This is a genomic window from Mucilaginibacter sp. SMC90, from assembly GCF_022811725.1.
In the GTDB taxonomy this organism is placed as follows: Bacteria; Bacteroidota; Bacteroidia; order Sphingobacteriales; family Sphingobacteriaceae; genus Mucilaginibacter.
In genome coordinates, this window is sequence record NZ_CP094527.1 from 4,438,285 (window position 1) to 4,459,523 (window position 21,239).

The 21,239-nt window shown below is 41.2% G+C and carries 20 protein-coding genes; 10 read left to right on the plus strand and 10 right to left on the minus strand.

The window, feature by feature from the left end:
- Nucleotides 1–200: 200 nt before the first annotated feature.
- Entirely contained in the window at nt 201–1,694 is a 1,494-nt protein-coding gene (locus tag MTO98_RS18825; RefSeq protein WP_243480428.1) for a PLP-dependent aminotransferase family protein, read from the minus strand.
- A gap of 83 nt (nt 1,695–1,777) precedes the next feature.
- Between MTO98_RS18825 and MTO98_RS18830 the strand changes: the two genes are divergently transcribed.
- A complete protein-coding gene (locus tag MTO98_RS18830) occupies nt 1,778–2,347 on the plus strand; it encodes a DoxX family membrane protein (protein ID WP_243480429.1) in 570 nt (189 codons plus the stop codon).
- Between the two features lie 106 nt (nt 2,348–2,453).
- Here MTO98_RS18830 and MTO98_RS18835 read toward each other — a convergent pair whose 3' ends face one another.
- Nucleotides 2,454–2,852: a hypothetical protein gene (locus MTO98_RS18835; RefSeq protein ID WP_243480430.1), complete on the minus strand. Its 399-nt coding sequence runs from the start codon at nt 2,850–2,852 to the stop codon at nt 2,454–2,456.
- 50 nt (nt 2,853–2,902) lie between these two features.
- On the minus strand, nt 2,903–3,220 hold the full coding sequence (locus tag MTO98_RS18840) for a hypothetical protein (RefSeq protein WP_243480431.1): 318 nt from the start codon (nt 3,218–3,220) through the stop codon (nt 2,903–2,905).
- Nucleotides 3,221–3,486: 266 nt separating this feature from the next.
- Here MTO98_RS18840 and MTO98_RS18845 point away from each other — a divergent pair, with 266 nt between their 5' ends.
- Nucleotides 3,487–5,103, plus strand: coding sequence for a carboxylesterase/lipase family protein (locus MTO98_RS18845; RefSeq protein WP_243480432.1), 1,617 nt, complete (start codon nt 3,487–3,489; stop codon nt 5,101–5,103).
- A 4-nt stretch (nt 5,104–5,107) separates the two neighbouring features.
- A complete protein-coding gene (locus MTO98_RS18850) occupies nt 5,108–5,971 on the plus strand; it encodes an alpha/beta hydrolase family protein (RefSeq protein WP_243480433.1) in 864 nt (287 codons plus the stop codon).
- A 56-nt stretch (nt 5,972–6,027) separates the two neighbouring features.
- Here the strand turns inward: MTO98_RS18850 and MTO98_RS18855 are convergent, their stop codons facing one another.
- The gene (locus MTO98_RS18855; RefSeq protein ID WP_243480434.1) at nt 6,028–6,795 is read right to left on the minus strand and encodes a hypothetical protein; all 768 of its coding nucleotides are present in this window, start codon (nt 6,793–6,795) and stop codon (nt 6,028–6,030) included.
- 287 nt (nt 6,796–7,082) lie between these two features.
- Here MTO98_RS18855 and MTO98_RS18860 point away from each other — a divergent pair, with 287 nt between their 5' ends.
- The 4 genes from MTO98_RS18860 (at nt 7,083) to MTO98_RS18875 (ending at nt 14,034) form a co-directional block, all read left to right on the plus strand.
- Complete coding sequence (locus tag MTO98_RS18860; RefSeq protein ID WP_243480435.1) at nt 7,083–7,676, plus strand: RNA polymerase sigma factor; 594 nt, start codon at nt 7,083–7,085, stop codon at nt 7,674–7,676.
- A gap of 116 nt (nt 7,677–7,792) precedes the next feature.
- On the plus strand, nt 7,793–8,893 hold the full coding sequence (locus MTO98_RS18865; RefSeq protein ID WP_243480436.1) for a FecR family protein: 1,101 nt from the start codon (nt 7,793–7,795) through the stop codon (nt 8,891–8,893).
- A 242-nt stretch (nt 8,894–9,135) separates the two neighbouring features.
- Nucleotides 9,136–12,465, plus strand: a complete 3,330-nt coding sequence (locus MTO98_RS18870) for a TonB-dependent receptor (RefSeq protein WP_243480437.1) — start codon at nt 9,136–9,138, stop codon at nt 12,463–12,465.
- A gap of 21 nt (nt 12,466–12,486) precedes the next feature.
- Entirely contained in the window at nt 12,487–14,034 is a 1,548-nt protein-coding gene (locus MTO98_RS18875; RefSeq protein ID WP_243480438.1) for a RagB/SusD family nutrient uptake outer membrane protein, read from the plus strand.
- Between the two features lie 82 nt (nt 14,035–14,116).
- Here the strand turns inward: MTO98_RS18875 and MTO98_RS18880 are convergent, their stop codons facing one another.
- The 5 genes from MTO98_RS18880 to MTO98_RS18900 form a co-directional block, all read right to left on the minus strand.
- Entirely contained in the window at nt 14,117–15,493 is a 1,377-nt protein-coding gene (locus MTO98_RS18880; RefSeq protein WP_243480439.1) for a DUF6089 family protein, read from the minus strand.
- Nucleotides 15,494–15,803: 310 nt separating this feature from the next.
- Nucleotides 15,804–16,643: a maleylpyruvate isomerase N-terminal domain-containing protein gene (locus MTO98_RS18885; RefSeq protein WP_243480440.1), complete on the minus strand. Its 840-nt coding sequence runs from the start codon at nt 16,641–16,643 to the stop codon at nt 15,804–15,806.
- 26 nt (nt 16,644–16,669) lie between these two features.
- Complete coding sequence (locus tag MTO98_RS18890; RefSeq protein ID WP_243480441.1) at nt 16,670–17,098, minus strand: OsmC family protein; 429 nt, start codon at nt 17,096–17,098, stop codon at nt 16,670–16,672.
- Nucleotides 17,099–17,188: 90 nt separating this feature from the next.
- The gene (locus MTO98_RS18895) at nt 17,189–17,605 is read right to left on the minus strand and encodes a DUF3052 domain-containing protein (RefSeq protein WP_243480442.1); all 417 of its coding nucleotides are present in this window, start codon (nt 17,603–17,605) and stop codon (nt 17,189–17,191) included.
- Complete coding sequence (locus MTO98_RS18900; protein ID WP_243480443.1) at nt 17,605–18,039, minus strand: DinB family protein; 435 nt, start codon at nt 18,037–18,039, stop codon at nt 17,605–17,607. Before MTO98_RS18900 ends, MTO98_RS18895 begins: the two co-directional genes overlap by 1 nt.
- A gap of 75 nt (nt 18,040–18,114) precedes the next feature.
- Here MTO98_RS18900 and MTO98_RS18905 point away from each other — a divergent pair, with 75 nt between their 5' ends.
- The 3 genes from MTO98_RS18905 (at nt 18,115) to MTO98_RS18915 (ending at nt 20,375) form a co-directional block, all read left to right on the plus strand.
- Nucleotides 18,115–19,362 carry a nucleoside recognition domain-containing protein gene (locus MTO98_RS18905; protein WP_243480444.1) on the plus strand — a complete coding sequence of 416 codons (1,248 nt, stop codon included), beginning with the start codon at nt 18,115–18,117 and terminating at the stop codon, nt 19,360–19,362.
- A 70-nt stretch (nt 19,363–19,432) separates the two neighbouring features.
- Entirely contained in the window at nt 19,433–19,852 is a 420-nt protein-coding gene (locus tag MTO98_RS18910; protein ID WP_243480445.1) for a hypothetical protein, read from the plus strand.
- 109 nt (nt 19,853–19,961) lie between these two features.
- Nucleotides 19,962–20,375: an OsmC family protein gene (locus tag MTO98_RS18915; RefSeq protein ID WP_243480446.1), complete on the plus strand. Its 414-nt coding sequence runs from the start codon at nt 19,962–19,964 to the stop codon at nt 20,373–20,375.
- Between the two features lie 221 nt (nt 20,376–20,596).
- Here the strand turns inward: MTO98_RS18915 and MTO98_RS18920 are convergent, their stop codons facing one another.
- On the minus strand, nt 20,597–21,214 hold the full coding sequence (locus MTO98_RS18920; RefSeq protein ID WP_243480447.1) for a TetR/AcrR family transcriptional regulator: 618 nt from the start codon (nt 21,212–21,214) through the stop codon (nt 20,597–20,599).
- Between the last annotated feature and the right edge of the window lie 25 nt (nt 21,215–21,239).

Here is a 21,239-nt window from a genome sequence, read left to right on the forward strand (position 1 = left end):
TACACATAACAGATCATGTTGTATTGCAGACAGGAATACGCCGGACTGCCAATGCACAAATCTATTTGATAGTGCTGTTTGATACTATTATTACGGCACTACATCACCACTACCATGTGTAACATTGCAGTTAAATCATTCAACGAGATACTACACACTTATAATTTAAACTATATATAGCTATAATCCCAAACCGTTTTTTAAACTCGTGGCAGGCATTTGAGAATGGCCCTTTTCCAAATGCTTACTGCCTCCTGCATCTCTTTTTCGTTTAAAGAGGCAAAACCTATTCGCACAAAGCTGTGCTTAAAAGATTTGTCATGATAATAGTCAAGTCCGGCTCCGATGGATAAACCCAGTTCATTGGCTTTTTCTGAAACTATGGTTGTATCTAATCCATGAATATATTTAACCCATATGGCAAAACCACCGCTGGGTATTTTAAATGAAATATACTCTCCTAATTGCTCCTGCAATAACCGGCAAAGGATATCCCGCCTTTCGTGATACAACTTATTAGCTTTTTTTAAATGCCTGCCGATATCTCCGTTCTTCAGCAGGCTTGCCATGGCTTCTTCAAGCAAGTGCTCGCCCTGTCGGTCAATCAGTCGGCGTAAGCGGGTAGCCTGTACCAGGAAATTTTGAGGGGCAACCATAAAACCAATGCGGATACCCGGAGCAATGGTTTTGCAAAATGAACCCACATATATCACGTTGCCATAATAATCGGCACTGGCCAGCGGTAATATAGGGCCACTGGTATAGTGAAAGTCAAAGTCGTAGTCATCTTCAATTATGGCAAACTGGTATTTAGCCGCCAGTTCCAATAAATGCATGCGTCGTTCTGAACTTAGTGTTACTGTAGTTGGCTGGTGATGATGTGGCACAACGTACAACATCCTAACCTTTTTTTGTTTGCAAATGGCTTCAACGGCGCTAATATCAATACCGTGCTCATCTACAGGTACAAAAGCCAGCTGGGCCCCGGCTTGTTCAAATACCTCGTTGGCACCGGCATAACCCGGATCTCCTACAACTACAACATCATTTTTATTAATAAGCACCTGCGCGCACAGGTAAAGCGCCATTTGAACACCCTTGGTTATCAAAATATCGCCCGGACTTACATGCAAGCCGCGGGTTTCACCTAAAAAACGGGCGAGCTCGTTTCTTAAATTTTCGGAGCCCTGCTCCGGCCCGTACATCAGGTATTTATGGGTAAAATGATAACTTGCCATTCGCCTGTATTCACGCACCATCAAATCCACGGGGGCAATTCGGGTATCAGGGAAACCTTCCGTAAAAGTGATGTTACCACTGGGCATGGCTACAAACATACGTTGAGGGTTGATCCTGTCCTCATCAACTTTAAACAAAGTTTTGGCGGCGAGGCTATGTTTCAGAACAGCTTTTTCGATTGGCCGGGGTGCTACATCGGGCAGGTTTTTAGCTATATAGATGCCTTTACGCGGAATTACATCAACCCAGCTTTGAGCATAAAGTTCGTCATATGCCGCCACCACAGTTTTACGGTGAACGTTTAAAGATGCAGAAAGTGCGCGGCTGGCCGGAAGCGCTGATCCCGGCTTTAAAGTACCTTGCCTGATATAAGCTATAATACCATTACTAATTTGCAGGTAAACAGGTACCTGGCTGCTTTTATCTACAATTAACAAACTTTCTATGAGCATCATATTTGGACTATCTTTAATCTATTTTCTGGACTACAAGTATAGTCCAAAAGCAGGGTATTTTTGATCATCAAAAAATAAAACCTATGCATATCAATCAAAAACTTTCGTCCGTATATTTAAGATTAGCCATCGGCATAAGCTATCTTTGGGAAGTAGCCGACCGTCTTGGTTTGTTTGGGCCTAACGGCCACCCTCACGTTGGCTGGGGCGACTGGAAACATTTTGTAACCTATGCCAAACAGGTAATGAGCTTTCTTCCCGAAGGCATCGCAAATTTGCTGGCAATTATCGCGACAATTGGCGAAGGAGGGTTTGGACTGCTATTGATCCTTGGTTTGTTTACCCGGGTGGCTGCTATTGGCAGCGGCCTGCTCAGTTTATGTTTTGCTGTAGCAATGGCAATCTCTTTTGGTATTGAATCCCCCCTGGGCTATTCTGTATTTACGCTGAGTGCAGCAAGCTTTCTGCTGGCATCATTAACTCAATATTCTTGGAGTTTAGATAAATGGTTCAACGTACGTCTTGTTAACAAAAAGCTGGCAGTTTATCAATCATTGCAAAACAAGTCAGAAACCGAGCTATATGATTCACAAAACGCCACGTCTTATATAAAAGAAATTAAGGCTTTGGCCAAAATAGCGTATCGTATATAAAACCACTTCTTAAAATAAAGCCTTTATAACATCATGAACAAAACCATCGTGCACAGTATGCGCGGAAACCAGCTTTTGGCCGAACCGGAATAAGGATAGTTATGAGTTATACCGGAGGATGGTGATCTTTAATCTTAACTATGATCGTATCTACGGATATGTCTTTACTCCGGTAAATGATTTGAATCTTATTTTTGCCAGCCTTTTTAACCAGTCCGTTAAAATTTTTCAGTTCATTCAGTAGCCGTTGATTTGCAGTATCTGCATTTGTGATTTTGCCTTGATTGATATCCAAAAGGCCGTTTTGACTCCCGAACCGCGGCAATTCTGGCAGTTGCCATTCCCATATCGGAAACCAGTACAGCATATTCCATTTGCCATTCTTGTAGGTCATGATGGTACAGACATTAAGGTTCGACCAATCCGCTTTATTAGTTACGCAGGATATTTCATCGCCTCCATCACCATTCAAATCGCCTTCGTTTTTAAGGTAAAGTAGTCCCAAATTGCAATGTGGCGCAATATCCAACTGCCGGATTGATTTATCGTTACACGCTATAAATGAATACGTTTTGTTGGCATCTCAACGTCGTAATCATAATCGGCTTTATAAAATTGGTTAGTTTCTTTACCGGTACCCCTGCTAAAATAATGCTCTGTAAGGGAATCTTTTTTTCCATCCCCATTAAAATCGCCGGTAATAGCAAAGCGATAACCCCAAACAGGTGTAGGTTTCTTAGCGCCGCGTCCCCCCGACCTAATTTGCCGTTTTGTTTGACCAAGCACATTCCCGTTATCTACATCAACCGGTGTATAATTACAGGAGCAAAAAAGCAGAATTAGTATGTTGAAAAAATACAGGCTGCGAAACATGATTATTGAATTAATGATTTAAATTTAGGTGTTTCAAGGCTGATAAAACCGGCAAACGACATCATTTGATAGATTTTTATCAGCATTCAAATCCGAAGTAAAAAATCTGATATAAATTATTTTTACATAACCCATTGTGTTATATTTACACAATAGCATCAATAATTATCCATATCAGGAAACTATTGATTGTTATTCTTCTTTTTTCGTGATCTCTCGATTGTGCAGGGGTCAATTGATTTAAACCAATTTAACCAAATACAATTATGAAAAAAAACAGTACCCTCATGCTGCTTTTACTTGTTTGTTTTTTACCCGTAACGGCTTTTTGCCAAAACAATAACGAACCAGTTGTTGCCGGGAACGATGTAGCTGTAACATCAACCGAAAGCGGAAAAGTAAAAGGTTATTTGCACAATGGCATTTTTACGTTTAAAGGTATACCCTACGCCAAGGCCGACCGTTTTATGGCTCCGGAAAAACCAACCCCGTGGACGGATGTACGCAGTTCAAAAACTTACGGCCCGGTATGCCCTACCGATCCAACCACAACCGTTAATGATGAATTTGAATTTGCCTTTCAGCATGATCTCGGTTACTCCAATGAACATTGCCAATCGCTTAATGTATGGACACAGAAACTGAACGATGGCAAAAAACGCCCGGTAATGGTATGGCTGCATGGTGGCGGTTTCACCGCAGGCTCATCTATTGAGCTTCCGTCATATGATGGCGAAAACCTGGCTAAAAAGGGAGATGTAGTGTTGGTATCTGTAAATCATCGTTTAAATATTCTCGGCTTTCTTGACCTATCGGCCTATGGCGATAAATATAAAGGTTCGGCCAACGCAGGTCTGCTTGATTTGAAACTCGCCTTAGAGTGGGTTAAACAAAACATTGCTCAGTTTGGCGGTGATCCTGATAATGTGACCATCTTTGGCCAATCGGGCGGCGGCGGTAAGGTTACCTGTTTGATGAACGCGCCATCAGCAAAAGGTTTGTTTAAAAACGCCATTGTTGAAAGCGGCAGCTATATTACCAATTTCAACGAAAAAGCAGTTACCCAAAAAGTCGCCGCTGCTTTGCTCGAAGAACTTCACCTGCAAGCATCACAAGTTGATTCGCTTCAAAAACTGCCGTACGATGTGCTAAACGAGGCTGGAAAAAAAGCCATGCGCAAAGTGTCGGCCGAATTAAAGAAAGAAGGCAAAAACATGAATGGCTGGGGCCCCGCTTTAGACGGCGATTTCCTTCCATATCAACCTACAGATGCCGCCGCTAAAGAATTATCCAAAAATGTTCCGCTGTTGGTAGGCACAACCAAAAACGAATTTGCTCCCTTTGCTCCCGGCCCTAAAAACCAAACAATGGACGAGTTAAAGGCCAGCCTGCAAAAAAAATATGGCGATAAAACCGACGCATATATCGCTGCTGCTCAAAAAACATATCCAACTATTTCAAAACCATCTGATTATACCGATATCGAATTCAATTTCCGTTCGCTGGCCATTAAGCAGGCTGATGAAAAAGCTGTAAATGGGGCAGCCCCGGTTTATATGTACCTATTTACCTGGCAATCGCCTGTAAATGGCGGCATGTATAAGGCAATGCACTGCATGGATATCGCATTTCAGTTTAATAACATATCCCGTTGCCAGGAAATGACCGGGGGTGGCAAGGAAGCTTATGTGCTTGCTGATAAAATAAGCAGTGCCTGGATCAATTTTGCCAAAACCGGTAACCCAAATACATCATCGCTACCTAAATGGCCTGCTTATACTGCCAGCAATGGAGCAACAATGATATTGGATAACCAATGTGCAGTTAAAAACCACCCGGATGATGAATTATTGAAAATAGTAGCAGCTGCCCCTAAACCGTAAGTAAATGAAGAAAATAGCTTTAGTATTTACGCTGCTCATTTGCAGCGTATCGGTATTTGCCGCCAGGGTGGATACAGTGCTGATTCCTAGCGCTGCTATGAACAAAACTTATAAAGCGGCTATTGCCTTCCCAAAGGCTTATGCAAAAAGCAAAGCCAATTTCCCGGTACTGTACCTGCTGCACGGGGGGTATGGGCATTTTGACGACTGGCTGCTTAAAACACCTGATAAATCGCTGGTAAAAGATCTTGCCGATCAATACAATATAATTATTGTAATGCCCGAAGGTGAAACTTTCAGTTACTATGTTGACAGCCCTGTTGATCCTAACAGTAAGTTTGAAACCTATATCATAAAAGAGGTGATCCCCTTCATCGACGCTACGTACCGCACCGTCAGCGATAAAAAAGGCAGGCTTATTACAGGTCTGTCCATGGGAGGCTTTGGCTCTTTGTACCTCTCAACCAGGCACCCTGAACTGTTTGCAGGTGCCGGAAGCATGAGCGGCGCACTTGACCCCAACATGACTACCTGGAAATTACCTCCCGACAGATTTGAGATGCTTACCAAAATGCTTGATAAAATCTGGGGGCCAATGACACCGGATACTTACCTGCCATATTCTGTGGTGAATATGGCCGATCAGATCAGGAGAAACGGCTTGCCATTAGTGATTAATATTGGCGTTGATGACTTTTTGCTTGAACCAAACCGCGAGTTACACAGAAGATTGGTTTATAACCATACCCCGCATGACTACAGCGAACAACCGGGAGGCCACACCTGGGAGTTTTGGCAAAATGCACTACCCGGGCATCTGTTATTTTTCAGCAAAATTTTGAAAGCAAACGGCACATATGTTTTATAAAAGTTAATAAAAAAGGGAAGGCTGTAAACCTTCCCTTTTTTCATTTTACACCAACTTTAACAAGGGAAAATCAATGCAGGTAAGTGAGCATGCTCCTCCGCCTCCATATTTTCCCAGTCCCAAAGGCCGTTTAATTGCGAACTGCGGTTACTCAGTACAAAAAAATCTACCTGCATAATGTTAGCAAGTACATCTACGGTTTTCATGATATCCCGCTCCCTGATATTTACAAGATTAAGTCCTGAATTGGAAAACAGTTGTCTGAACACAGTTTCCGCATAGCTGTTATCCATATGCGGTAATCCCGATTCTGTTATATTAAACAGGGAAGCCTTTACATCTATTGCTTCACTCATCTTGCTTAAAAAGCTTACAATATCTTTTTTGGCGTAACGTAAGTCGGCAAGGTACCCCATATTAGTAATGTTAAACGAGGCGTTTTCAGGAACCGCAAGCAACGGACATCCCGAATGGTTTAAAACCGGCGTAAGCTGTTCGTTAATTTCTTTTGCAGTACCGCTAACCCCTTTAATTATTAAGCCTATATCGTATTTAGCTGTAATAGCATGAAGGGACATCCCCACAATATCAAGATAACTAAGGAAAACTATATTATCGTTGCCTTTATATTGTTCTTTGATATTTAAATCGTCGTTATCAAATAAATCAAACATTGAGGCATCAGATAATTGAATACTTCTGGCCTCGGGTACCGTATAGGCTACTATTACTTTAACTTTAAGTTTTTCGCCTAAATTATTGGCGTAATTGAGTGCATAGTTACTTTCTTTTTTTAGATTGTGGACAACTAAGATCGCTTTCATAGTTAATGATATAAGATGAGATGTATAAGGTAAACAAGCGGTACTGCAAGTGGTTTTTTAATTTCTAATTAAAAAAGTCATAAAAACGTCAGTTTGAGAAGGTCAGTTTGATACTGGTAAATCATAACCTTTAACCTTTAACTAAAATCTAATATTATTTACCACCTGTAGCAATAATCGGTTATGTTAATTAATCTTTTAAATAACTTTGTTTTAATTTACCTGGATGTTAAAAAACGCATGCTTTTGATGTACAGTTAAAGAAAGACAGACCGATTTAAACAAAGATGAGCGCTGATACAGAATATTTAATTACTGCCGACGATTCCATATTATGGGATTTGTTCAGGGCTGGTGATGAAGTAGCTTATACCCGCTTAATGAAAAAATACTCCAGGCCATTATTCAACTATGGCTTCCGGATCTGCCAGGATAAGGACTTTTTAAAAGATTGCATCCAGGACGTGTTTCTTGAACTTTGGAACCGCCGCCTGAAAATCAGCGCCACACCTGCTGTAAAATATTATCTGTTTAAGGCAGTGAGGTTAAGGATCTTCAGAGAGCAATCAAAATGGAACCGCGGCGAATCTCTCGACGAAAACTATGAATTTGTAGTGGAGTTCAATATCGAATCAAAAATGATCACCGATTTAGAAACCCTTGAGCTATCAACCCGGATAAAACAAGTATTAAACACCCTACCTACCCGTCAGCGCGAGATCATGTACCTGCGCTTTTACGAAAACCTTGATTTCGACAATATTTCGCAAATCATGGAGATTAGCAAACAATCTGTACATAACCTGCTGCAAAAGGCGTATAAAAGCTTCCGCTCGGAATGGCTTATCCTGATTACATTATTCTCAAATCACCTCATTTAAATTATCACACTGAATATCAGCAACTTGAAATATAATTAAAAAATATTTTCATTTAGAGGGGTAATTTTTTGCTGGTTTGGAATATATACTATTACAAACCAATTGAATCCGTTTCCGTGACTAACTATAGCAATTACGAAGTCGAAGACTTTTTACACGACGATTTTTTTATCAACTGGGTTTTAAATAACAGCAGCGAGCACCAGGCCTTTTGGGACAAGTGGCTTTTGGACAACCCGGGTAGAAAGAAAATTGTAGAAAGCGCACGTCAAATCATTTTATCCATCAATGTTAAAACACTTGATAATGGCTTGAATGATGCTGAAATAGATGCCATAGTAGCAACTGTGCAAAATCATTTTCATGATAACAGCCCGGAGCCGGCTGAGAAAGTATTTAAATTATATCAAACGCAATGGTTCAGGATAGCAGCTGTTTTATTGGTGTTCATTAGCGTGGGGCTTATATTCCTTAAAACGCGCACAAGTTCATCAACAAACCCACCTATAGCAGAGCAAGCTGACGGATATATCAACATTACCAATAATACAACCGAATCAAAACTTGTGAGAATGGATGATGGCAGTTTGGCGGTTTTGAAACCAGGTTCGGGCATAAAATATCCCAAATCATTTAAAGCAGCAAGGGAGGCATACTTAACCGGCGAGGCTTTTTTTGAGATCCACAAAAACCCGGCTATGCCTTTTATAGTCCATAGCCACGATATGGCCGTACGGGTAATGGGAACCAGTTTTACTGTACGGTCATTCAGTATAAACCAGGAGTTCAAGGTAACGGTAAACACCGGTAAAGTATTGGTTTACAACCAAAAAGAAGCACCCAAGAGTGAACTACCCAAAGCGATAGTTACGCTTTTACCCAATCAGCAGGTTACTTATACATCAAAATTGACCCTTGTTAAAAAGGAAACATTACCAGTACCCCTTACCCTGTCAACGCCTGTGGCACAAAAAGAATTTACGTTTGACGGTGCTCCATTGTCAGAGATCATTGATAAAATTGACAAATCATACGATGTAAATATTGAATATGATAAAGCTGCTCTTGGCCATATCAACCTTTCGGCATCTTTATCAGACCGCCCTCTCGACGAAAAAGTAAAACTTATATGCAAAGCGATAAACGCCTCCTGCCAGTTTATCGACGGCCGCATAATCATATCCAACCCTGGCCTTAACCATACCACAACCAATTAATTAATTGACCCATTAACCAAATTATGATGCAAATGAAAAAAATGATTACATAAACCTCCTCTAAAAAAGAAACCGGCAATATTTGCGGTACTGCCGGTCCAAAAGTTTAGCCCCAAAATGTTTGATACCCATTTTTACTGTAACCTATTGCAAAGGTTGAGCAGGGGCTTTTTTGTCAAGTTATTAACGAATTATTAACTCTAACCAAATTTATGAAATATAAACCTATACTCGTAAAAATAATGAAGATCACGTTTTTACAGTTAACATTAAGTCTCTCATTGTTAGGCAGCGCCATTGCTAAAAATTCAGAAGCACAGGCCATACTTGATACCAAAATATCAGTAAACGAAAGCAACACCGCCTTAAAATCAGTGATCAAAAAGCTTGAACAACAGTACCATATTAATTTTGTATATAGCCCCGAGCTCATAAACGGCAATCAAAAAGTTAACGCCAGCTATGACCAGAAATCGCTGGGTAGTGTACTTAACGATTTATTTGCTCCATTAAACCTTGCTTTTGAGGTTTCGGGCGATGTAATTGTGATCAGAAATACTAATCCCGGCCTCCCTTCCCTTAGCAAACGCAATGACTTGGACATGACCCTGGCCCCTGTTTCGGGCAAGATAGTTGATGAAAAAGGATTGCCGGTGCCGGGAGTATCTGTTACCATAAAAGGCACTAAAACGGGCACGGTAACCGACGCAAATGGTAGCTTTAGTTTAAATGTTGCACCTGGAACTATCCTTGTTATATCGGCCGTAGGTTTTGATACACAAGAAGTGCCGGCTAAAGACGGTGCCATGAATATTTCATTGGTACCAGCTAATAACAACCTTACCGAAGTTGTTGTTGTTGGTGCGGTTATTAAAAAGGGCGACCTTACAGGATCGGTAGGCAGCGTGAGCGAAAAAACGCTGAAGGAAATACCGGCTACCAACATAAACCAGGCAATTCAGGGCCGTGTTGCCGGTGTATTGATCCAGAACAATGATCCGCGCCCCGGTGGTACGGTGTCCATCAAAGTACGCGGTAACAACTCTATAAATTACGGTTCAAACCCTATTTATGTAGTTGATGGTTTGGTGATTGAAGATGGATTCAATTCCATCAACCCTGATGACGTTGCCAGCGTAGACATTTTGAAAGATGCTTCGGCTACCGCATTATATGGTGCGCGTGGTGCAAATGGCGTAGTTTTAATCACTACCAAAAAAGGCAAAAGCGGAGAAGGCCGAATAGATTATAACGCATGGGTTGGCTTTCAATCTTTCACTCACAACTTAAACTATCTTAATGCGCAGCAAATTGTTGATTTAAGGGTTGATGCCTATGCTAATAAATACATGGATGAAAATCCGAATGCCGACAGGGCTGCATATGTCAAAACTCTTTTATCGCCAGGTTCACCCGCTTTTGGTGCCGACGAGTTAAAAACCTATAACGCAGGTCAAAGTTACAATTGGCTTAATAGAATCAAGCAAAACGGTGTTCAGCAAAATCACACCATCAGCTTTTCGAAAAGTACAGCCGATGGATCATCCGTGTACGTAAGTTTTAACTATACCGACCAAAAAGGTTTGCTAAAAACCTCCGACTATAAGCGCTATGGTGGCAAGATCAACCTCGATCAAAAAATTAAGCCATGGTTAAAAATTGGTACCAATACCACGTTTGCCCGCACCGAAGAATCATATATTGATGGCGGTGTGTTTAATATAGCAGCTAATGCAAACCCATTGTTGCCTATAAATGATACTGCCGCTTACTTAAGCTGGAAGGGAATTACAAGTCCGGATCTGTATAATCCTATCCGGAGTTTAAGAATTGATGGTAAAGGCAACCAAAACCGCTTGTTAACCACCAACTATGTGGTTGTAAATCCTATTGAGGGTTTAAATATCCGAAGCGGCTTCTCTGTCGATGTACGGAATCAAAACTATTTCAACTACGTTCCGAGGGATTTAGGGCAGTCAATACGAAACTCAACGAGTGGCAGTGCTACCCAAAAGAAAGATAACTGGTTGAACTGGCAATGGGACAACTCGGTATCATATGATAAAAGCATCGGAAAAAATAATTTCTCGGCCTTGGTTAGCTTTGGCTTAACTAAAAACAACCATGATTACAATCAGGTTGATGCACAGGGATTTGCTACAGATGACTTCTCGTTCAAGTATCTTGGCGGTGCATATCTGAAAGATAAATTCCAGCTTCAATCTGATTTCACCACCAATTCATTGGTAAGCTACATTGGCAGGATAAACTATAACTACGATAATAAGTACTTTGCTACGTTAACCAGCCGCTATGATGGTTCATCAAGATTTGGCAATGGCAACAAATGGGGATTATTCCCGTCGCTTGCATTAGCATGGAATGTAGCCCGCGAGGATTTCATGAAGGACGCCAATATTGATAATCTTAAACTCCGTGCAGGCTACGGTATTGCCGGGAACCAAAACATACCGGATTTCGCTTATCGTTCACTGTACAGACCAGTATTTACAAGTGGTTCGGTTACCTATGTATCTGATGGTCGCTTAGGAAACCCCAGCCTTCGTTGGGAAAAGCAAAAACAATTGAATGTTGGTGTTGACCTTGGCATCCTGAAAAACAGGCTTAATATTACTGCGGATTACTTTATCATCCACAACAACGACCTGTTAATGCAGCGTACCCTTTCTACAACTACAGGATTCAACAATACAATTGACAACGTAGGTGCATTATTGAACAAAGGATTTGAGTTGAATGTAAATGCACATATCCTTAACAATAAGGACTTTCAGTGGGATTTTAGCGCCAACATTTCGTCATACCGTAATAAGATCACCAAACTTTATGGCAGTGTTGATGCTATTTACAACTATGGTGGTTTTACGGGCGTTGATATTCAGCGAGAAGGCAACCTGTTTCTGGGTAAATCATTGAACTCCATTTATACTTATAAGTTTGAAAAAATTGCCCAGCAGTCTGACATGGACCGCATAAAAGATGTCGACTATGGTGGCCGGACTATTCGCCCGGGTGATATCATACCTGTTGATGTTAACGGAGATAAGAAGATCGATGATGCTGACCGTATTGTTGTTGGTAATACCGATCCTAAATTTTATGGAGGGTTTTCAACTAATTTCACTTATAAAAACATATCCCTTAATGGTGTATTTACCTATAATGTAGGGGGTAAAAAGATAAGTGGTTTGTATGAAGGATTATTAAATGGATCAGGCGAATACGCAGGTATTGACGACGAGCTCAACCGCTGGACCCCAACCAATACCAATAGTAACATTCCAAGAGCTTACCAGGGCACTGGCCGCTACGGAGTAGGTGAAACCGACTACGCCGTCCAGAATTCATCGTACCTGAGGTTATCTGCATTAACACTGGCATACAGTTTTAATCAGCCTTTCATGAAAAAAGCAAGGTTGAGCAATTTCAGGGTGTATGTAACTGGCAGCAACCTGTTCACTATAACCAAATATAAAGGTTATGACCCTGAAGGAGGCGATGGTTATCCAATGCAAAAAATGATTGTAGCAGGTGTTAATGTTGGATTTTAATACGATTTAATCATACTGAAAATGAAAAGAAAATATATTTTGATATTGCTTGCCTTTATCGTGGTAATATCAGGCTCATGTAAGAAATTTGTGGTGCAGGAGCCGCAAACTGCTTTAACTGAGGAACAGGTTTTTTCAAAGCTTGACAATATCGAGCCTCTGGTATTAGGTTTATATACCAGCTGGCGAAACGTTAAAAAAGACCGCGGAGGCTTTATGTTCACCCTCGGCAGCGACGAAGCACAACAAGGAGCTTACCAGGTTAAAACAGATGACAGGCAAGCGGGTATTGACCGATACAATGGCTTTTTAGCACCAAGCAACACCGCACTGGCCGAGCAATGGAATAGCCGCTGGCCGGTAATTTCGGCAGCGGCAAAAGCTGTGTACGCGCTGGGCCTGAACAAAGAAGAGGGTACCAGGAAAAATACGCTTTTAGGCGAATCAAGCTTTATCCGCGCAGCTTTAACATTTGAGATCTCTCAATACTGGGGTGAGATCCCTATTATTGATCAGGCAAAATTTCAGGAATATGGCACTAAACGTCAGCCATTGCCTTTAGTGTACCAGTTTATTATTACCGACCTTGAAAATGCGGTAAAATACCTACCTGAAACACAAACAGATAAGAGACGCGCCACAAAAGGTGCAGCATTGGCATTATTAGGTAAGGTGTACCTATATGCACCTGCAGGGGCAAACGTACGCGATTATGCTAAAGCCAAATCATACTTTGAGCAGGTAGTAAACAGCGGTAAATACTCATTGGTGCCAAACTACGCCGATTTATGGAAACCAACCAACGCAAATAGCACCGAGTCGATTTACGAGTTTCAGTTCAATAACGTTTATCCAGACAACAACCAATGTCAGTGGCAAATGGGTTCAAGGTCATTAGCTGATATTGACCAGTACTGCTACTTTGGTGGATATGACCTTATGGTACCTACAACCTACTGTTACTCGGATGTGAGCAAAGGCGGCCTATGGGAAGATGGCGATATCCGTAAAGGCGAAAGCATCCGCTATGATTTCGTTTACAAAGGCAAAACACCGGTACTTAACCCAACCTTTGGAGGAGATGAGCTCGATCCGCATGTTAAAAAGTTCGAGGACACCCGCACCGATGGTACTTTAAGCTTTTGGTATTCAGGTAAAGATATCTTCTTTTTACGCTATGCTGATATCCTGCTGTGCTACGCTGAAACGCTTAATGAAACTGGCAATACTACTCAAGGAGTTGATATTGTAAATAACCAGATTCGTAAAAGGGCCTGGGGTGGTACTTTACCGGCCGATAAACGCTGGAACAATGGCATGTCGCCTGATGAGTTCCGTACCAAAATGCTTGACGAACGTATGCGCGAGTTATGCTTTGAAGGTTGGAGAAGAATGGACCTGATCCGTTCGGGCAAACTTGTTGATCTGGTTAAAGCCCGCAACAAATGGACTGCACAATCAGGAACCATACAGCAATATCACAACCGCTACCCTATCCCACTGCAGGAAATAAAGCAGAATGATGATATTAACGACAGTGATCAAAACCCTGGTTACACTAACAATTAATTAAAGTTAGCCCATCACACAATCAAAAGAGGCCGCCTTATTGGGCGGCCTCTTACTTTTATATCGTATTAAAGAAATCCTGTTAATATAACGTAAACTCAACCCTGCGGTTAGCCTGACGGCCTGCAGCTGTTTTGTTAGTAGCAATTGGCTGGGTTTGTCCATAACCTGTTGCCTCAATACGTGAAGGATTTGCGCCTTTGCTTGCCAGGTATGATTTTACCGACTCGGCACGCTCTTTTGATAAACGCATATTCAAATCAGCCGAACCTGTGTTATCAGTATGACCGGCAAGTTTCAAACTAAAGTTTTTATCAACCAGTAACTGCGCTACCTTATCTAAACTTGGGTATGAATGTGCACGAATAGTTGCTTTGCCTAAATCAAACTCAAGATTTTTGATAGCATCTTTAACTACTTTTTTATCTTCTTCGGTTACATATACTACCGGTTTAGCTAAAGGACAGCCTGAGCCATCTACTTTTTGTCCGGCAGGTGTGTTTGGACATTTATCATTTACATCCACAACACCGTCACCATCGCTATCTGTAGTTAACTTAGCCAAATTAGCATTGGTTGTAGCAAGGTCGCTGGCCAACTGAGCATTTTTAGCTTTTTCAGCATCAATTTGTTGCTGCAATTCGGTACGCGTACGTTGATTTTCCCATTGATACTCTGTACGCATTGATGATACCGGGTTATGAACAGCCATTTGTGGTTTTTTCCTGCTTCCTAACGCAAACTCTAAACCAACATGAGCGTATGAAAACCTGTCATCGCTGTTTCCAAAATTATAACCGTCAAAGTTATCTGATTGAACAAAGTTAACCTGGTAACCCAGATCAAGGTTAATACCCGGAGCCAGATTAAATTTCAAGCCTGCACCAATCGGGATAAATACTTCATTAATGTGGCCATTATCGGTTTTCTTGAAATTTTCCTGCTGCCCACCGGCTGGTGTTATCCTCGGCGTATAGTTCATATAGCCGGCACCTGCTGTTAAATAGGGCTGAATGAATGGCCTGTCATGTCGCCAGTTAATGTTTGCCAATGTAAAGTTGGCACTTAAGGCAGCCGACCAATTTAGTTTTGTAGAGTAAGAATCATAAGTAGATGTACCTGCTGTGGTTACGTGGCTATTTGATGATGACACCTGGCCACGAAGGAAATCGGCTTGTAAGCCAAATGATGGTAATATTTGTTTTTTGATGTAAGCACCATATCCGAATTGTTCGGTTGGGCTTGTAAAATCTTGCCTGTTGTTACGGCCAAAAACAGTAAAGGGGGTTAATAAACCACCATGTACACCAATAGACCATGTACGTAATTCGCCACCGCCTGAAAATGGTTTTACATAATCTTTTGCTGTAGCTGAGGTATCTGCCGACTGGGCGAATAATTTACTGCCTATCATAACTCCGGTGAGGAGTAGCGAGGCTTTTTTTAGATTTGTTTTCATATTTCTAAGTTTAATACTCCGTTTAACATTCAAGAAAAACGTACACCGGTTAATTCAACATTGATGCCATCAATATTTACGACCCCGAAAACCTACTGCAAAAAGCCCCGAAAAACAATCGAAAAATAATAACAGAAATTTAATATAAAGCGCTGATTAACTAAGTGAAACAGTTGTGTTTTTATAACACATTTCAGGTAAGCTTTAAAAGCTGATCAACAACTCATTTTCGACTTTTTGTACCAAATGGTTAATGAGTTAAAAAGAATACAGTTTTGTACAGATAAGGAGTAATTAAACAAAATAATTGTTAAGCCATTACAGCAACCATATTAAACAGATTTTCGCCCAGGTTAATATTTCCGCTGATTTTGGATGCATCCAATGCAGTTTGCGGATTAATGCCTTTGGTAAATACCTTCCAGGCAACATCAGGAGATAAAGTAACTATTGTATCTGGCGCGGCACCGCTATTTTTAGTTAGGGCCCAGCTGTCGGTTGTTTTTAGGAGATACCAGTTCCCCCCTGCCTCGCCGGTTATTGTTATTTGAATAAGGGCACCGGTATTGGCAATAACCGTGCGATATGCATGCGGCAGTCCCCGCATAAAAGTATCAATGCATGGATAAAATAATCCGGCAGTAAGTATCCCCTGCTTACCAACAGCGTCGCGGATCTGTTGCTGATGATGAAACTTTTCGGTGTATTCACGGGCTATATGAAACCAATTAACAGATTCGTCCTCTCCTGCCCAGGCTACTGAAAATGGTGCGGGAGCAAACAAATCAGCCCCGGCCATTATTCCGGAATATTGCTTACCTGTTGTTTCCAGCAGTTCAATAATCATTTGCGGACTCACACGCCTCATGGCTTTTACCCAGGCAGCATTTAATCCATTCAAATAATCCACTAAATCGTTGTAGCTATTGATGGGCATGGACGGAGCATCGCCTGCAAACTGATGTGCCATAGCAATCGCCCGCATATTACCGTCAAGCAAATGGGCGGCAATATCTTTAACCGTCCAAAGTTTTGCTAATGTCGGTCTGTCCCATTCTTCGGCCGACAGAGACTTAAGCAGCTCAATCAGCTTTTGATCTAAAAGGGGGAACAGGTGAACTGTTTTAATTGGTACTTCCTGTTCCGCCATTTGACATATTTTATGCTAATAACTTATTATTTGGCGGGGTGTAAAATCACCTTCCATTTAATTTCAGCACCGGCTTTTGAAAGTGTAGCTGCAACTGAGCAATATTTATTAATAGATAATTCGGCAGCGCGTACTGCTTTATCTTCATCAACATCACCATAAATATGAAACTCAATATCTACATCTTCCCATAGTGAAGGTTCTTTTCCGGCCTCACGTTCGCCATTAACTACCATTTTATAGTCGGTTACTTCCTGACGTTGCTTTTTTAGGATACTGATAACGTCAATTGCCGAGCAACCGGCAAGTCCCATTAAAAGCATTTGCATTGGGCGGATCCCAAAGTCCTGGCCGCCACTTTCCGGACTGCTGTCCATTTTTACGGTGTGCCCATTGGCGTCAACAGCTTCAAAGCCAAAATCGCCATGCACACGTTTTAATTCAATCTGAGCCATATTATCGGGTATTATTGTGCTAAGTTATGCAATTAAGCGCTTATGCTAAAACGCACTACCGTTGTTTAACCGCTTTTAATTAAAAATGACCTATACCATATATTTTCTGTCTTTAACAGGTATCACCAGCTTCAAACCCGACCAAATCTCATCAACCGCACAAACTTTGATATCAACCAGGCCAATTTGCAGTGCAAAATTCCGGATCAGGTCTTCAGTAATATCAGTAACTACTTTAGATGATTTTTTAGGCCACGAAACCCAGATCACACCATTCTGCTTTATTTGTTTCATTAGTTCAGGAAGTTTAAACCTATATTCATCAGCACTTTTGCTAAAGAAATGGATCACATCATTTTCAAGTGAAACATTGTCGGTAAAATAAACATCGGGTGGCAGATCGGTAAACAGGTCAAGATAATGATCCGGCGCATTGATCAGCATAACTTTAGCCCCTGCCTTTATGCCGAGCTTTTTTGCTAATGATGTATCTGAATAACCTGTCATTATAATATACCTTTCAGGTGATGTGACATATGGTCAACATAATCGGCTGCAAGCCATTCAACCGTTTGCAGGTTGGGTTCCTGTTTACTATTATCGCAACGCGCACCTAATCTATCTGGAGGATAGCTTGTTAAAACCCTTACAATTTGCAGGTTCAATAGCGCCCAAAGCTCAATCAGTTCATTGATATCAGCATCCTGATAATGCGCAGCTGCAACCCATTCAACCTGTTCATAAGTAAGCCTGAAGTTTTCTTCATAAGTACAGCGTACAAAACGCTGTAAGTTAATCTGTGCGCTGTCAATTAAATGTCCGATCACCTCTTTCTTTGACCATTTGGAGGGATGGGCTTTATAAGCCCAGTCAATATCAAGTCCTTTCAGTTCCCTTACATTATCTATAATTCCGGTGAGTTTGTTGGTTACCTCGTTCATTTATTAGTAGTATAAAAATATCAGCATTTCATATTAAACAGCAAAAGCACTAACTTCAAAGCCTTAAACATTACTATGGCGCTTAACTATATCTGGATAGCTTTTTTTGTAATTGCATTTGTAGTTTCACTCATAAAATTAGTTTTTTTAGGCGATACAGAAGCTTTCAAATTATTGGTTGAGGGATTATTTAATTCGTCAAAGTCATCGGTAATGGATATCGCTTTACCATTAGCTGGGAACATGGCTTTTTGGCTCGGTATTTTAAATATTGGTGAAAAAGCCGGAGCCATTAACTTTTTATCGCGGATAGTAGGGCCATTCTTCAGTCGCTTGTTTCCAGGTGTTCCTAAAGACCACCCAGCTACCGGGCAGATGATGATGAATTTTTCGGCCAATTTAATGGGGCTTGATAACGCAGCGACACCACTTGGCTTAAAAGCCATGGATAGTTTGCAGGAGCTTAATCCTGATAAAGAAACCGCATCAAATGCCCAGATCATGTTCCTGGTGCTGCATACATCCGGCTTACAATTATTACCGGTTACCATTATAGCGCAAAGGGCCATTCTCAACTCAAAAGATCCTGCCGAGGTATTTTTACCCTGCATTATCGCCACATATGTAGCTACTGTAGTGGGGCTTATAGCAGTTGCCATCAAGCAAAAGATCAACCTTTTTGACAGGGTTATTATTGGCTGGCTTGGCGGTGTTACAGCTTTCATTACATTGGTGGTATGGTACTTCACAACCCAATTAACCAAAGAACAGATCAGCACGGTATCATCCGTTATCAGCAATGTGATGCTGTTTACCATTCCGGTAATATTTATAGTTGGCGGACTTATAAAAAAGGTAAATGTATTTGAAGTTTTTGTAGAAGGTGCAAAAGGAGGCTTTGAAACCTCTGTAAAAATAATCCCTTACCTGGTGGCAATGCTGGTTGGGATCAGCGTGTTCAGGAGTTGCGGCGCGCTTGACTATATGAACGAAGGATTGCGCTGGATCTGCGCTCAATTTAGTTTAGATACCCGTTTTGTTGATGCAATGCCGGTAGCCTACCTTAAGCCCCTTAGTGGCTCAGGCTCTAAAGCTATGATGATAAGCGTGATGCAAACTTTTGGTGTTGATAAATTTGCCGGGCGGCTTGCAGGGATCTTTAACGGTTCGGCAGACACCACTTTTTATATTGTGGCTTTATATTTCGGCTCGGTTGGCATTAAAAAATCCCGCTATGCAATTCCGGCAGGGCTCATTGCCGATTTGGCCGGTGTTGTTGCCGCTATATTCATCGCATATTTGTTTTTTGGCCATCAACCGTAAAAACCTCAAAAAGGGAGCGGCTTTCATTCATCAATTTAATTAGTATTTTTATTGCACCCTTTTTAAACCAATGACACAAACTTATCTTAAGGAAAAGCAGCACAAAAAAAAGCGCGCCATGACAGGCGTGTACATAATTATTGCTATTGGTGTGATATTTGTTTTTATCATGACAAAATTTGCTACATCCGGTGGCGTTTCTGAGATATTGTCTTTCAGTAAAATGCCCAATGCCGATGATGCCTATAAAATTGCAACAGAATTTGTAACGCCAACTATCCGCACCGGCAATATCTCCTTCCCAGATGATAAATACCAATTTGGTAAAAAGGCAGATTCTGTTTTTATCATTAAATCGTACGCACTTTCAACAGGCAGCAAAGGAGAAACAAACCGTACCAATTTTGAGGTGATCCTGAAATACAATGGCGGCCCTAAATACCTGAAAAAAAACTGGGCACTGGTAGATATTAACGAAACTTCTGAATAACTAAGTCAGGAAGTATTGAGCCGGAAGCCAAAAGTCGGGTTTCTCGCCTTTCTGAGCTTAGCACTTATGACTTTAGACTAAAGACTGATAACACTACACTATAGGCCTTATGGAACAAACAAACATTGAGTTGATAGAAAGCGCTACTGCACTTATAGGGCGCACCCAATATCAAACGGTAGTTAACAGCGGCGGGCACGGTATCATAACAGACGAACCACTAAAAGCCGATGGCAGCAACACCGGTATGAACCCTTTCAGTTTGTTACTGGCAAGCCTTGCAAGCTGCACAGTTATCACCCTGCGCATGTACATCGATCGTAAAATGTGGCCCATTGAAGATGTTAAAGCCGACGTGGAGATGTTTAAGACCTTAAACGGCACGCGCATTGAAACCAGGCTTAGTTTTAAAGGAGAAGTAAATGATGAACAACGGGACAGGTTATTGAAAATAGCGAATGCTTGCCCGGTCCACAAAATATTAATAGGGAACATTGATATTAACACCAATATCAGTGCGTAAAAAAGCCCGCGCGGCAAAAAGCTGCGCAGGCTAAATCACTCTAAAACAATCACCTCTTAAAAAAGAAGTATTTATAAATAACTTAAACAGGGAAGATAATTACCTGGTTATTAAATTACTTACAAATACAAATGTACCCATAAATAACAGCCACAGTACTCAATAGTCCATTCATTTGACGGCTAACTGACAGTAACGCCTATTTATACCTTCAGATGACTTTAGGCCATTAATCCTTTGATAAAAATATCAAGCAGGAGTAGTTTTTTGGTGTGGATTTCTTCCAGGTGTTCCTTGCGCGGAAAATTGGTTTTCTTTTGTGATATAGCCCCCACCCTAATGCCGTGTAATGCATCCATTAACACATCAACTACTTCTTCGGGGTTTTGTACGGGCTTTATAGCACCTTTCTCGGCCTCTGTTTTAATAGCATTGCTAAGCAGGCTTAACTCGGCACTATGCACTTCACCAACTATTTGCCAAATAGTTTCAGGAAGGTTTTGCTCGTTAAGCCTGAAAAAATCAAAAAAATTATAGTTATTAACGATGAACTCGTGGTGGGTATTCACCTGAAATGTAAAAGCCTCTTTCAAGTTGGTAAAAGTGTTTAACCGGCTTTCAAGCGTTTTTAGATAATCGGTAGCAAGCTTACGCATCACAGCTATGTATAGCTGACTTTTATCAGGGAAGTAATAATATAGTAAGGCCTTTGACATAGAGAGGTCGCCGGCTATTTCGTTCATGGTAGTTTTAGAATAACCGTAATGTAAAAAGCGCTGGTGCGAGGCCTCTAAAATTTTCTCTCTTTTAATATCCTGCGGGTCATTCGCTGCTGCCATGTGAAAAATTTTACTTAAAACAGGT

Coding starts and splice junctions, on each gene's coding strand:
- MTO98_RS18840 (WP_243480431.1), bottom strand. CDS start 3,220: ATGTTTCGCAGCCTGTATTTTTTCAACATACTAATTCTGCTTTTTTGC.
- MTO98_RS18845 (WP_243480432.1), top strand. CDS start 3,487: ATGAAAAAAAACAGTACCCTCATGCTGCTTTTACTTGTTTGTTTTTTA.
- MTO98_RS18915 (WP_243480446.1), top strand. CDS start 19,962: ATGGAACAAACAAACATTGAGTTGATAGAAAGCGCTACTGCACTTATA.
- MTO98_RS18825 (WP_243480428.1), bottom strand. CDS start 1,694: ATGATGCTCATAGAAAGTTTGTTAATTGTAGATAAAAGCAGCCAGGTA.
- MTO98_RS18885 (WP_243480440.1), bottom strand. CDS start 16,643: ATGGCGGAACAGGAAGTACCAATTAAAACAGTTCACCTGTTCCCCCTT.
- MTO98_RS18850 (WP_243480433.1), top strand. CDS start 5,108: ATGAAGAAAATAGCTTTAGTATTTACGCTGCTCATTTGCAGCGTATCG.
- MTO98_RS18880 (WP_243480439.1), bottom strand. CDS start 15,493: ATGAAAACAAATCTAAAAAAAGCCTCGCTACTCCTCACCGGAGTTATG.
- MTO98_RS18875 (WP_243480438.1), top strand. CDS start 12,487: ATGAAAAGAAAATATATTTTGATATTGCTTGCCTTTATCGTGGTAATA.
- MTO98_RS18860 (WP_243480435.1), top strand. CDS start 7,083: ATGAGCGCTGATACAGAATATTTAATTACTGCCGACGATTCCATATTA.
- MTO98_RS18890 (WP_243480441.1), bottom strand. CDS start 17,098: ATGGCTCAGATTGAATTAAAACGTGTGCATGGCGATTTTGGCTTTGAA.
- MTO98_RS18895 (WP_243480442.1), bottom strand. CDS start 17,605: ATGACAGGTTATTCAGATACATCATTAGCAAAAAAGCTCGGCATAAAG.
- MTO98_RS18855 (WP_243480434.1), bottom strand. CDS start 6,795: ATGAAAGCGATCTTAGTTGTCCACAATCTAAAAAAAGAAAGTAACTAT.
- MTO98_RS18870 (WP_243480437.1), top strand. CDS start 9,136: ATGAAGATCACGTTTTTACAGTTAACATTAAGTCTCTCATTGTTAGGC.
- MTO98_RS18905 (WP_243480444.1), top strand. CDS start 18,115: ATGGCGCTTAACTATATCTGGATAGCTTTTTTTGTAATTGCATTTGTA.
- MTO98_RS18910 (WP_243480445.1), top strand. CDS start 19,433: ATGACACAAACTTATCTTAAGGAAAAGCAGCACAAAAAAAAGCGCGCC.
- MTO98_RS18900 (WP_243480443.1), bottom strand. CDS start 18,039: ATGAACGAGGTAACCAACAAACTCACCGGAATTATAGATAATGTAAGG.
- MTO98_RS18920 (WP_243480447.1), bottom strand. CDS start 21,214: ATGGCAGCAGCGAATGACCCGCAGGATATTAAAAGAGAGAAAATTTTA.
- MTO98_RS18830 (WP_243480429.1), top strand. CDS start 1,778: ATGCATATCAATCAAAAACTTTCGTCCGTATATTTAAGATTAGCCATC.